Origin of the sequence: Flagellimonas olearia (assembly GCF_004150225.1) — a bacterium.
In the GTDB taxonomy this organism is placed as follows: domain Bacteria; phylum Bacteroidota; class Bacteroidia; order Flavobacteriales; family Flavobacteriaceae; genus Flagellimonas; species Flagellimonas olearia.
This window is the reverse complement of sequence record NZ_ML142911.1, coordinates 182816-196364: the sequence shown is the minus strand read 5'-3', so window position 1 is coordinate 196364 and position 13549 is coordinate 182816. Positions and strand designations below refer to the sequence as shown.

The 13549-nt window shown below is 44.7% G+C and carries 11 protein-coding genes and 1 riboswitch; all 11 genes read left to right on the top strand.

Translation table 11 applies throughout. The features are described 5' to 3' along the window. The first annotated feature begins 42 nt into the window (after positions 1 to 42). The 11 genes from DN53_RS12905 to DN53_RS12855 all read left to right on the top strand — a co-directional run bounded on the left by DN53_RS12905 (position 43) and on the right by DN53_RS12855 (position 13548). Entirely contained in the window at positions 43 to 960 is a 918-nt protein-coding gene (locus DN53_RS12905) for a helix-turn-helix domain-containing protein (protein ID WP_129654736.1), read from the top strand. Between the two features lie 84 nt (positions 961 to 1044). Beyond that, a complete protein-coding gene (locus DN53_RS12900) occupies positions 1045 to 1806 on the top strand; it encodes an SDR family NAD(P)-dependent oxidoreductase (protein WP_129654733.1) in 762 nt (253 codons plus the stop codon). Positions 1807 to 1947: 141 nt separating this feature from the next. Then, positions 1948 to 2050: riboswitch (SAM riboswitch) on the top strand. Positions 2051 to 2185: 135 nt separating this feature from the next. Next, positions 2186 to 3199, top strand: a complete 1014-nt coding sequence (locus DN53_RS12895) for a homocysteine S-methyltransferase family protein (RefSeq protein WP_129654730.1) — start codon at positions 2186 to 2188, stop codon at positions 3197 to 3199. Continuing rightward, positions 3183 to 3653 (top strand): hypothetical protein, encoded by a 471-nt coding sequence (locus DN53_RS12890; RefSeq protein ID WP_242502139.1) that lies wholly within the window; start codon positions 3183 to 3185, stop codon positions 3651 to 3653. The genes DN53_RS12895 and DN53_RS12890 overlap by 17 nt, the downstream gene beginning before the upstream one ends. A gap of 11 nt (positions 3654 to 3664) precedes the next feature. Further along, the gene (gene metH / locus DN53_RS12885; RefSeq protein ID WP_129654727.1) at positions 3665 to 6361 is read left to right on the top strand and encodes a methionine synthase; all 2697 of its coding nucleotides are present in this window, start codon (positions 3665 to 3667) and stop codon (positions 6359 to 6361) included. Between the two features lie 3 nt (positions 6362 to 6364). Next, positions 6365 to 7318 carry a methylenetetrahydrofolate reductase [NAD(P)H] gene (gene metF / locus DN53_RS12880; protein ID WP_129654725.1) on the top strand — a complete coding sequence of 318 codons (954 nt, stop codon included), beginning with the start codon at positions 6365 to 6367 and terminating at the stop codon, positions 7316 to 7318. Positions 7319 to 7337: 19 nt separating this feature from the next. Continuing rightward, a complete protein-coding gene (locus DN53_RS12875) occupies positions 7338 to 8438 on the top strand; it encodes an acyloxyacyl hydrolase (RefSeq protein WP_129654722.1) in 1101 nt (366 codons plus the stop codon). Positions 8439 to 8440: 2 nt separating this feature from the next. Then, complete coding sequence (locus DN53_RS12870; protein ID WP_242502138.1) at positions 8441 to 9247, top strand: head GIN domain-containing protein; 807 nt, start codon at positions 8441 to 8443, stop codon at positions 9245 to 9247. 89 nt (positions 9248 to 9336) lie between these two features. Further along, positions 9337 to 10401 carry a serine hydrolase domain-containing protein gene (locus DN53_RS12865; RefSeq protein WP_242502143.1) on the top strand — a complete coding sequence of 355 codons (1065 nt, stop codon included), beginning with the start codon at positions 9337 to 9339 and terminating at the stop codon, positions 10399 to 10401. Positions 10402 to 10423: 22 nt separating this feature from the next. After that, a complete protein-coding gene (locus DN53_RS18190; protein WP_313790142.1) occupies positions 10424 to 11158 on the top strand; it encodes a helix-turn-helix transcriptional regulator in 735 nt (244 codons plus the stop codon). A gap of 65 nt (positions 11159 to 11223) precedes the next feature. After that, the gene (locus DN53_RS12855) at positions 11224 to 13548 is read left to right on the top strand and encodes an outer membrane beta-barrel family protein (RefSeq protein ID WP_165357425.1); all 2325 of its coding nucleotides are present in this window, start codon (positions 11224 to 11226) and stop codon (positions 13546 to 13548) included. Position 13549: the final 1 nt, after the last annotated feature.

Genomic DNA, 13549 nt, shown 5'->3' with positions numbered 1-13549 from the left:
GGGTGTTTTGTTTTATGGTGTATATTTGAATTTTACAATTCTATGCAGAGCCTTTTCACTTTACGGGATTTTTACAGCAATCATGGTTTGCCCATTCCTGAAAATATAGGAAAGGATATTGGGCATTTCAATGTGTTTAAGATTGATGAATATATAGCTCGCCTTAAAAGCGGTGAAATGCGCTATGATAGACGGTCTTATTTTAAGATCAGTCTCATCAATGGAAGAAACCGGGCAGAGTATGCGGATAAGGTCATCCATATAGAGAACAAGGCACTTTTGTTTGCCTCTCCCAAGATTCCGTACCATTATGTGCCGCAGGACAAGGTCCAATCGGGATATTTTTGTGTGTTCACAGATACCTTTCTTTCCAAGGATAAAAGTGGGGTCATTTTGGATAATCTTCCCTTGTTTCAGCCAGGCGGCTATCCCATATTCAATATTTCAGATGAGGATTACGCCGAGTTGGAACGGCTTTTCAAAAAGATAGATGGGGAACTGTCTTCGGATTACGCGTATAAATTCGACCTTATCCGGGCTTACGTGGTGGAGTTGTTGCATCTCGGCCAGAAATTGCATCCCGTCCAAGCCCTGGAAAATAACAAAAATGCCGCTACCCGAATCACGGATTTGTTCGTGGAACTGCTGGAGCGACAATTTCCCATCAATTCCCCGGTTCAACGACTGGGATTGAAAACCGCCCAAGATTTTGCGGAGCGATTGGCCGTTCATGCCAATCACCTGAATAAGGTGCTGAAAGAGACTACGGGAAGTACCACTACTGCCATTATCCATTCCCGAATTTTTGAGGAAGCCAAGATTTTGCTTAACAATACGGATTGGAATGTTTCCGAGATTGCTTTCAGTTTAGGATTTGAGGAAGTGGCCCATTTCTCCAATTTCTTCAAAAAACACGCCGCACTATCCCCTTTGCACTACCGTACAGGGGCAAAAGTTTGATTTTTACAAAAAGTGGATTGATGGTTGCAATTCCTTCGGAAGGGTAGGGATGATCTTTGTCCCATACTTAAAAAATCATACAAAATGGGAAATTCAAAGATTGCATTGGTGACCGGGGGCAGTAGAGGCCTCGGTGAAAATATGGCCATCAGTTTGGCCCAAAAGGAGTTGGATGTGATATTGACCTATCGGAGTAATAAGGACGAGGCCCAAAAAACCGTCATTGAAGTGGAGCAAATGGGGCAAAAAGCCCATGCGCTTCAACTGGATGTGGCTGATATGGGTAGTTTTGACGCCTTTGTCCAAGAGGTCAAAAAAATGCTCAAATCCCAATTCGGGACGGAAAAAATTGATTTTTTGATCAACAATGCCGGTATTGGGATCAATGCAATTATTAGTGAAACTACTGAGGAACAGTTTGATACCTTGGTGGACATTCACTTCAAAGGAGCATTTTTCCTGACGCAGAAGTTGTTGCCCCTATTGGCGGACGGAGGTGGAATCGTAAACATTTCTAGCGGTTTGGCACGGTTTTCACTCCCCGGTTTTTCGGTCTATGGTTCCTTGAAAGCGGCCATGGAAGCCCTTACCAGGTACCAGGCCAAGGAATTGGGAGCAAGAAAAATCAGGTCCAACGTGGTTGCACCGGGAGCCATTGAAACCGATTTCGGAGGTGGCGTCAATAAAACTGATGAGGAAAAGAGGGCGATTATTGCCAATGTTACGGCTTTAGGTAGAGTTGGAATGCCCGATGACATTGGGGGAGTGGTGGCCTTTTTGTGCACGGACGATGCCAAATGGATCAATGGTCAACGGATTGAAGCATCAGGTGGAATGATGATATAACGGATGCTTTCGGTACATTAAAAGGATTGGGTTCTCTCAATCCTTTTTTATTGCCCCTAAATCCCAAAATTAGTGACTCTTTTTTTGCTTTTCAGTCAGGAGTGCCGTTATTTTGTACCCTAGTTCATTTATAAACTGAAATGGTTATCAAGAAAGGTGGAGGGAATGGACCCTGTGAAACCTTAGCAACCCTCGACTTCGAGAAGGTGCTACATTCTACCCCTGTCCTGAATTGTGCTGAACGTGTTTTGGTATGTTTTGGGAACTCATGGAAGGAAAACCGACCATGGTAAGGGAAGGATAACAAAAATACATTCCTGTTGTATTTCCATATTTTCTTGATACCATTTTATTTCCTGCATAGGGGAAGTTATGTAGTATGGAAAAGATTGAAGACATTTTACAAAAACGCATTTTAGTACTGGATGGTGCCATGGGTACCATGTTGCAGCGGTATAAGTTCGAGGAAGAGGATTTTAGGGGAGAGCGCTTCAAAGATTGGGAGCATCCTTTAAAGGGAAACAACGATTTGTTGTCCTTGACCCAGCCCCAGGCCATAGCCGATATCCATCGCAAATATTTTGAGGCAGGCGCCGATATCGTGGAAACCAACACGTTTTCTGGGACCACTATTGCCATGGCCGATTACCACATGGAAGATTTGGTGTACGAGCTCAATTACGAGTCGGCCCGGATTGCCAAGGAAGTGGCCAACGAGTTTACCGCCAAGGAACCCCATAAACCCAGATTTGTGGCTGGGAGTATAGGTCCCACCAATAAAACGGCCAGCATGTCGCCCGATGTGAATGACCCGGGTTTTAGGGCCATTTCCTTTGATGAATTACGTGAAGCCTACAAACAACAGGTGGAAGCCTTGTTGGATGGGGGTTCGGATTTGTTGCTGGTTGAGACTATTTTTGATACCCTTAACGCCAAAGCGGCACTTTTTGCCATAGAAGAGGTTAAGGACGAACGCAATATTGACGTGCCTATCATGGTCAGTGGAACCATTACGGATGCTTCAGGGCGGACCTTATCCGGACAGACCGCCGAGGCTTTTTTGATTTCGGTTTCCCATATCCCCATTTTGTCAGTTGGCTTTAACTGTGCTTTGGGGGCCAAACAGTTGGTTCCCCACTTGGAGGTGATTTCGGCCAAGTCGGACTTTGCCACATCGGCCCACCCCAACGCCGGTTTGCCCAATGCCTTTGGGGAATATGATGAAACCCCGGAGCAAATGGCATCACAGATCAAAGAGTATTTGGAAAAAGGATTGGTGAACATTGTAGGCGGTTGCTGTGGTACTACGCCGGAGCACATCAAGGCCATTGTGGAGTTGACCAAACAGTATTCACCCAGAAAATTAAAACCGACCCATGAAACGCATGTATAATATAATGATGGTTTTAGGGGTCTTGGCGACCTTGGCTTCCTGTGGAAAAAAGGAAAAAGCTGAGGTAACCATTTCAACTCCGATCGAAGGAGGGAACGGTATCATGGGCACATGGAAACTGATCTATGGTGAAGTAAAGACCAAGGATTCATTGGAAGTGAAGGATTTGTCCAATACCGAGTTCGTAAAGATTTTGAATGAGGACCATTTTGCCTTTTTCAATCAAGTGAAGGATACCGCAGATGGATTTTATGGCGGTGGAGGAAAGTATGTTTTGGATGGGGACACCTACGTGGAACGATTGGATTATGTGGGTGTGAAGGAACTAAGGGGACACGAGTTTACTTTCAATGTGGAGATCAAGGGAGATACCTTGATTCAATCTGGGGTTGAGGATGTACCCGAAGCCGGTATAAAGCGGCATATAGTGGAAAAATATATAAGGATCAAGTAAGGAAGAGATACATGGCCCAAACAAGAGCTTTAAAACTATCAGGTCTGGAACCGTTGGTTGTTACCCCGGAAAGTAATTTCATCAATGTAGGGGAGCGAACCAATGTGGCAGGCTCCAAGAGGTTTCTTAGGCTCATCAAGGAAGAAAAGTTTGATGAAGCCCTGGAGATTGCCCGTCATCAGGTAGAGGGAGGAGCACAGATCATAGATGTGAATATGGATGATGGATTGATTGATGGCAAAGCAGCTATGGTCAAGTTCCTGAACCTTATCGTATCCGAACCGGACATTGCCCGCGTTCCTATCATGATCGATAGTTCCAAATGGGACATCATTGAGGCGGGGCTCCAAGTGGTTCAGGGTAAATGCGTGGTCAATTCCATCAGCCTGAAAGAAGGAGAAGAGGAGTTTGTACATCATGCCAAACTCATCAAGCGGTATGGGGCAGCCGTAATTGTCATGGCCTTTGATGAGGTGGGACAGGCAGATACCTATGAACGCCGAATCGAAATTGCCAAACGTTCCTACGATATCTTGGTCAACCAAGTGAAATTTGCCCCGGAAGATATCATTTTCGACCTCAATATTTTTCCTGTGGCAACGGGAATGGAAGAACATAGACGCAATGCCCTTGACTTCATTGAAGGCACCAGATGGGTGCGTGAGAACCTGCCTCATTGCAGTGTAAGTGGCGGGGTCAGTAATGTGTCTTTCTCATTTCGTGGGAACAACCCTGTACGTGAGGCCATGCACTCCGCTTTCCTATTCCATGCCATCAAAGCGGGAATGAATATGGGAATTGTAAACCCGGCCATGCTGGAGGTGTATGACGATATTCCGAAAGACCTTTTGGAACACGTTGAGGATGTTTTGCTCGATAGACGGGACGATGCCACCGAACGCCTTTTGGAATTTGCCGAAACCGTGGTGGGAACGGCCAAGGAAAGCAAAGTGGACCTGTCATGGCGGGAAGAACCTCTGCAAGATAGGATTACCAGGGCTTTGGTAAAGGGAATAGACCAATATATCATTGAAGATGTGGAGGAAGCCCGTTTAAACGCCAAAAGACCTTTGGAGGTGATTGAGGGCAACCTGATGACGGGAATGAATGTGGTAGGAGATCTGTTTGGAAGCGGAAAAATGTTCTTGCCCCAAGTGGTAAAATCGGCCCGGGTGATGAAAAAAGCAGTGGCCTACCTTACCCCATATATCGAGGCGTCCAAGGATGCCAATGCCAAGGCGGCCGGAAAAATATTGATGGCCACGGTGAAAGGGGATGTCCATGATATTGGAAAGAACATTGTGAGCGTGGTATTGGCCTGCAACAATTATGAGATTGTGGATATGGGCGTTATGGTGCCACCCGAAAAAATCATCAATAAGGCGAAAGAAGAACAAGTAGATATTATTGGTTTGAGCGGATTGATCACGCCGTCATTGGATGAGATGGTCTTTTTGGCCAAGGAAATGGAACGTCAAGATTTTGAAGTTCCCCTTTTGATCGGAGGGGCCACCACCAGTAAGGCACACACTGCAGTGAAGATTGATCCCGTATATAGCAATGCTGTGGTTCATGTCAACGATGCTTCACGGGCGGTGACCGTGGTGGGTGATTTGTTGCGAACCGAGACCTCGGAGAGCTACAAAAAGTCCATCAAATTGGATTATGAGAGCTTTAGGGACAAGTTTTTGGGAAGGTCCAAACAGAAAACCTATTTGAGCTTGGAGGAAGCCCGAAAGAACAAACTCCAAATCGATTGGAATCCTGATGATATTGTGGTTCCCAAACAACTTGGTATTGAAGTCTGGGAGGATTTCGACCTGAAAAAATTGAAAGAATTTATAGACTGGAGTCCCTTTTTCCGAAGCTGGGGATTGCATGGAAAATATCCGGATATCCTAACCGATAAGGTTGTAGGGGAACAGGCCACGGAACTTTTCAAGGATGCCCAGATCATGCTCAAGAAGGTCTTTGATGAAAAATGGTTGACGGCCAAGGCTATTTTTGGTTTGTTTCCGGCCAATCAGGTGAACGAGGATGATATTGAGCTTCAGACAGGCTCACTGGAGGGTTCAGGCGCAGGTGGGAATGACACAACGGTGTTCAGGACCCTTCGGCAACAGCTCAAAAAGAGGGATGGGGTGCCCAATATTGCCCTTGCGGATTTTATCGCTCCCAAGGATAGTGGCCTACAGGATTATATGGGCTGTTTTTGTGTTTCCACCGGTTTTGGGACACAAGAACTAGCGGCTGATTTTGAGAAAAAGCATGATGATTACAACTCCATTATGATCAAAGCCATTGCTGACCGTTTGGCAGAAGCCTTTGCGGAGTATCTCCATAGACAGGTGCGGACAAAATTCTGGGGCTATGCTGCCGCAGAATCCCTGTCCAACGATGAGCTTATTGAGGAAAAGTACTTGGGAATCCGTCCAGCACCGGGATATCCCGCCTGCCCAGACCATTTGGAGAAGCTTACCATTTGGGAATTATTGGGGGTCAAGGAGAAAATAGGGGTGGAACTTACCGAAAGCTTGGCCATGTGGCCCGCAGCGAGTGTAAGTGGTTATTATTTTGCACATCCGAAGGCAAAATATTTCGGATTGGGAAAAATAGAGCAAGATCAAGTGGAGGATTTTGCAAAACGAAAGAATATTGAATTGGAGAAAGCCCAAAAATGGCTGGCTCCCAACATAGTTGAAGCATAAGGCATGAAAGTAACCGACCATATTAAAAAGGCAAAAGGGAAAACCCTTTTTAGTTTTGAGATCATCCCTCCGGTAAAAGGGAAGAGCATTCAGGAGCTGTACGATAACATTGATCCCTTGATGGAGTTCAAGCCCCCATTCATTGATGTGACCACCTCGCGGGAGGAGTACGTATACATTGACCGCGATGGGTTGCTCGATAAAAAACTGACCCGGATGCGTCCCGGTACCTTGGGCATCTGTGCATCCATCAAACACAAATATGATGTGGATACCGTACCCCACGTGCTTTGTGGGGGTTTTACCAAAGAGGAGACCGAATACCTTTTGGTGGACTGTCATTATTTGGAGATAGAGAATGTAATGGCCCTACGTGGCGACGCCATGAAGGAGGAAAAATACTTTGCCCCAACACGGGGAGGCCATCAATATGCGTCAGAGTTGGTAAAGCAGATTCATGACATCAACGGTGGAAACTATTTGCACGAGGTCATAGAAACCGATGACTGTGCCAGTTTCTGTATTGGAGTGGCCGGGTATCCGGAAAAACACATGGAAGCCCCTTCCTTGCAATCGGATTTGAGACGATTAAAGGAAAAAGTGGACTTGGGTGCAGATTATGTGGTGACACAAATGTTTTTTGACAATCAAAAATTCTTTGCCTTTGTGGAGGCAGCACGGGAGATGGGAATCAATGTGCCCATTATTCCTGGAATTAAGCCCATTGCCGTCAAAAGGCACTTGCAATTGTTGCCCCAAGTGTTTCGGGTAGACATTCCGCAGGATTTGGTGGATGCGGTGGATGCCTGCAAGACCAACAAAGACGTGCGCCAAGTGGGTGTGGAATGGTGTATTCAACAGTCCAAGGAACTCAAGGAAGCGGGAGTGCCAGTTTTGCACTATTATTCCATGGGCAAGTCTGATAATATCAAGGCAGTTGCCAAGGAGGTATTTTAATTTCCTACTTTAGCGGCCCATGAGGCACCTACTTTTTTTGGTTATTGTTTTCTGTGGTTATTTTGGATTTTCCCAAAAAGGGGAGACTTCCAAGAAGTATGTGCTGGACGCCAGTCAGTTCTACGGTTCCATTTTACTGCACAACCCAGATATTTCGCATTTGATCACGGCCCATCCGGGAGGGATTATTTTGGGATTCAACCGAAAACGTTTTGGACATGAGGATTGGGAGGCCAGTTTAGGGTATCCTGATACGGGTTTTTCGTTTGTGTATCAGGATATGAACAATCCTACCTTGGGCAAGAACTTTGGGTTGTATGCCCATTACAACTTTTATTTTTTAAGGAGGAACCTACAATTTCGGATAGGGCAGGGGGTGGCCTATAACACCAACCCTTATGATAAGGCCGAAAATTTCCGAAACAATGCCTACGGAAGCCATTTGCTGAGCTCTACCATGGTCATGTTCAATTATCACAAAGAAAATCTATTGGCCGGACTGGGATTCAAAGCAGGGATTTCCCTAATCCATTATTCCAACGCCAATTTTAAGGCGCCCAATACCTCTACCAATACCATGGCTCTGAATTTTGGACTCACCTATGATTTGGATGGTGGTGAAACCTTTGAGTTTCAAGAACCAAGACCTCAAGAGAAGATTGTTGAACCCATCCGATACAATTTTGTGTTACGGGGTGGTGTGAACGAGAGTGATGTAATCAACTCGGGACAGTATGGCTTTTGGATTTTGTCCGCCTATGCTGATAAGCGATTGGGAAACAAAAGTGCTCTGCAACTGGGAACAGATGTGTTCTTTTCCAACTTTTTGAAGGAATTGATTCGGTTTCAATCCACTTCCTTTCCCGAAATGGATGTGGCCCCGGATACCGATTTCAAGCGTGTGGGTGTATTTGTAGGTCATGAACTCTTTATCAACAAAATGAGTGTAGTGGCCCAATTGGGGTACTATGTATATTATCCCTTCGATTTTGAAGGGCAGGTATACAACCGTGTGGGATTGAAACGGTATTTTGGGGACAAGCTATTTGGGGCCGTGACCTTAAAATCGCACGGAGCCAAGGCAGAAGCAGTCGAATTTGGAATCGGGATTAGATTATAGTGATGATGCGAATTGCAAGAAGATATAAAAGAAGTAGGAATGTCACCTCGAGCGTAGTCGAGAGGTCTTGCATTGCGTTACTTCTACTAGTGTTGCTTTCCTGCAATGGTGACAATGTGCCCGATTGTTTTCAAAATGCAGGGGATACGGTAAGATTGACCGTGGATGTGCCCGAATTCAATACCATTACGGTTTTTGAGAATCTCAATGTGGTGCTTAAGCAAGGTGAGGAACAACAGGTAGAAATTGAAACCGGGGAATTTCTTCAGAATGATGTATCGGTAGAGGTCAAGGGCAATAGATTGATTGTGCGCAATGAGAACAACTGTAATTATGTCCGGGAGTACGGTTTGACCACCATTTATGTAACATCACCCAATATTTCAGAAATACGAAGCAGTACAGGACTCCTGATTTCCAGCGATGGAGTTTTACAATATCCAAATCTATCCTTGATTGCGGAAAGTTTCATCAACCCAGAAACCGAGACCACGGATGGTTCCTTTGATCTGCAATTGGATGCTGAACGGGTCAGCATTGTGGTAAACGGTATCGCCTATTTTAAGTTGGCTGGGACTACCACTGATTTTAATGTGACCGTTGCCGCCGGAGATTCCAGAATAGAGGCCGGGAGCCTTGTGGCCGAAAGGGTGAGTCTTAACCATAGAGGTTCAAATGATGTTTTTGTCAACCCACAACAACGCATCAGTGGGACAATTAGTGGGACAGGTGATGTGATCAGCGTAAACCGTCCTCCAGAGATTGAGGTGGAGGAACTCTTCAATGGGCGATTGATCTTCAAAGATTGATGTTTGGCTTCAAGCTTATGGGAAAACCCATGGATGCCACCTAATTTCTCATTACTTTCGAAAATATCAAACCTAGACCTTTGAAGTCGGTGTTCACGTATTTAAAAAAACTATTTTCTTCGGGCCCCAAGGTCAAATCCCTTGAGGGGCTTCAAGGCCTGGAAAGGGCCGATGCACTCTTTCACAACTTGGCTGTGGAAGGTCAAATCCCCGGTATGGCTGTTGCCATTCTTGAAAACGGTAATCCCATACTCCAAAAGGGATATGGTTATGCCTGTGTGGAAGAAAATATCCCAGTGGATCCCAAGAACACTTTGTTTCGGATTGCCAGTATTTCCAAATGCATTACCGGATTGGCCTTGGGCAAGATGATGGAAGAGGGAATTCTGAATTTGGACGATTCGTTTTATACCCATGTGTCTTATTTTCCAAGAAAAAAGCACAACTTCACCTTGCGTCAACTGGCAAGTCATACGGCAGGTATTCGAGGCTATCGCGGAAAGGAATATGCTTTGAACCAGCCTTTTGGTATTAAGGATAGTATTAGTGTGTTCCAAGATGACCCCTTGGTCTTTGAGCCGGGAAAGGGGTATCTGTACAATAGTTTTGATTTTGTATTGCTCTCTTTGGCCATGCAAGAGGCTTGCGGTATGCCCTTTGAGGACTATGTGGAACAAAAGGTACTACATCCGCTGGGGATGCTGCATACATTCCCTCCAAAAACAGGCGACACTGATACTTCGGCCCAATGGTATACCAGGACAGCTTTGTGTTTTAAAAAGGCAGTTGAGGTAGATAATTTCTACAAGTTGGCTGGAGGAGGTTATTTATCTACCAGCGAGGATGTAGCTCGATTGGGACAAGCCATTCTAGATCAAAAACTGCTCCAAAAAGAAACCTATGACGCACTCTTGACCGCACAAGAATTCAATGGAAGATCCACCTACTATGGTTTGGGCTTCCAAGTGAGCCAAGACACCCAAGGTAGACCCTTTGTGGGTCATGTGGGAAGCAGTGTTGGGGCCTACACCAATTTTTTTGTATATCCTAATGAGAAAGTGGTAGTTTCCGTGTTGATCAATTGTACGGATCCAAAGATGCAGCAGACCTTGGATGCTGCTATTACCGCCATATTGGATTTGCGAAGCTTATGATTTTTGCTGAAATTTATTCCAAATGAAAAGGGTCTTCAAATTTACATGCCTGTTTACCGTAGCTTTTTTGCTTTTGGCTATTTCATTCACCTATGCCAAGGAGGCAACGTTTTCCTTGGAACAGCTTGAGGTTGAAAAAGATAGCCTTTCTGATGGTTTAAGCGCCCAAGAATGGAAAAAGTTCAAGTATTTTGAGGACCAGTTGGAAGCTTCCACCTTATCTGCCAAAGAACAGGAAAGTCAGTTGACAGGATATGCCCGGGATTCATTGAATATTTTAAAAGTAAAACTGGTCGCCATCAAGGTTCTGGACCAAAAGAATCTCTTGGATAGGGATATTGCAGAAAACAAGACATACTATACCTCGCTGCTAACTGATTTTAAGGAAAGTGATATAGAACCAATGGAATACCGTTTCCTTGAAGAGAAACTGGCCTATCTTGACCAGGATGCCCTTGGACGGGAATTGCAGTGGAGCAAAAGGCTGAATATGGGCCTTGCTTTACTGGTTCTTTTTCTAGGCTTGACTATGTGGTACCAGTACTCGAAACGGAAAAAAGGGGGCACTCCCCAATTGAGCAAGCAGGAGACCTTGGTGCATGGCCTCATTGTGCAGGGCAAGAGCAACAAAGAAATTGCCAACGAACTGTTCATAAGCTTGAGTACCGTTAAAAGTCATATTACCAGTATTTATGGCAAGCTCAATGTGGCCGGAAGACAAGAACTTCTAAAAAATAGTACGGGTACTAGCACCTAATCCATACCCTATTTTCTTTACATCAAATCTTTTGCAAGCTTTTTTTGTCTCAAAAACAAATGATATTGAAACATGCAATTTGGTTAGTGCTTCTTGGGGTGCAAATCGTACAAGGCCAAGAACAGCTTTCCCTAAAGGGAAAGGTTTTTGATGGGAACAAGGTCCAGGTCGATATAGGGGATGTATTGCTCTTGGTTCCCGAAAGTAAGGAGTTGGTGTCTTATACTACCTTGGTCCAAGGGGGTTTTGTGTTCAAGGAGGTGCCCAAAGGCGAATATATATTGGAAATCTCCACGTTGGGCTATGCCACATTCTCCAAAAGGTATGTGCTCCATGATTCGTTGGAAGTGGTAATTCAACTGGAGGAAGAGACCACCGACTTGGAAAATGTTGAAGTGGTGGCCACAAAGAACCCCATAACCAACAAAAACGGAAATTTTAAGATCGATGTCCAGAACCCTGTTTTTTCTACTATGGCGGATCCGTTGGAGGTATTGATGAAGCTTCCCAATGTTCAGGTTTCCACAGACAGGGAATCCATTTCGGTATTGGTCAAAGGAACACCTTTGATCTATCTGGGAAACCAAAGAATCAGCTTTGGGGAGTTTGCTGCTTTCTCGGTGGACTCCATTGAAAGTATTGAACTCATAAACAATCCTTCACCAAAGTATGAAGCTGAGGGGAGGGCGGTGATTTTGATTCAGCTAAGGAAAAATAATGACAAAGGCACCACAGTAACATTGGGTGAAACACTTTCCTTCAGGCAAAACACCAACAACTATATCAGCACCAACGGAAACCATTCCAATGGGAAATGGAACCTTCGGGGAAACCTTAATTACAATACCATTGGCCAATGGGAGAGCAATACCTTTGCGTTTGCCATTCCTGCGGAGAATATCCGTTCCGATTATTTGGTACTCATCCCAGATAACAAGCGGATGCAAATGAACAGTGGATTGGGATTCTACTATCCCATCAATACCAATGACTATATTTCTTTGAATACCATTTTTCGCCGTCAAACCGATGATGCAGGTTTTGAAACCAGCACTTTTCTTCAAAATGGGGGAGAGACGAATGAAATCACCTCTGAAACGGAGAACGATAACCGGAGGGATTATTTCAGTGCCAACTTCAATTTCAACAAAAGACTTAGTGAAAATTTGAACCTTTTTACCGGAATCCAATATTCGTCTTTTGATCAAAAACTGCAAACGGATATTGCAAACAACTACAACAATGAAGGCTTGGTGCTGGATCAAACCAGAAACCAAGATTATCAAATTGAATCCTTGGCGGCCCGCATGGATTTTGAGCAGGTCATTTCCGAAAATTTGCAGCTGGATTTCGGTGCAAGTTGGAATGAGGCGAAGGCGGATGCGTTCAGTCAGATTACGCAATATGAACCGGTCAATGTGGACGTTGCCAGCTACGATTATAAAGAAAGTCTCTATGCCCTTTATGCAAACGCCGCTTCAAGTTTTGGGGAGAAGTTCAAGGTCAACCTAGGAGTAAGAATGGAGTATAATCAGGTTGAAGGCCAGCTTGAAAAGGATTTGCAACCTTTGGTTGAACGTGAAAATACCCGGATTTTTCCCAAAATGGGTTTAAATGTTGCCATAGACAGCACCAAAACCCTTTCGTTGAACTACTCCAGAAACATCAATCGACCCAATTTTTCCCAAACCAGTTCGGTGAGGGTGTTCATAAACCCCTTTTTGGAAGCCGGGAACAATGTGGATTTGGTTCCTACGCTCACCAATGAAATTTCCACTAACTTTCAGATTGGGAACACATCTATTTTTGGAGGTATCTACACGAATAAGAACCCCAGATATTTTATGATCGGGTACCAGGAAAACGACACGGTTGCCCTGCTGGCTGAGAACAATCTGGATGAAGAATCGGGTTATTATGTTGGATTTACAGTGCCTTTTTCCCATAAAATTTGGTCTTCCACAAATTCGGTAAGTATGACCTATAACAAGATCAAGGATTCATCTGCCGTGTTCACCAAGGCCAACCCTTATCTGTATGTCTATACGAATCAACAGTTGAGGGTAGCGAAAGATACCGTTGTTTCCATAGGAGGGTATGCTTTGACCCAACGGAAAGAAGGGATTATTGAAAGAAATGAAATGATCGTGTTGAACGCCTCTGTGACCACTACTTTATTTAAAAAGCTCCAATGTGCCCTGAGATTCAACGACATTACCAAAGCCATGAACTATGATGAAAGCTATTCCATCAATGGAGTGGAAGCCAATGGAACCTATTACGCGGACGGGCGGGAAATGGCAGTGGCCCTAAAATATAGCTTTGGGGGAACTGCATCCAATACATTCAAAAACAAGGATGTGGATGAAAACCTGGATCGAATCAACTGAG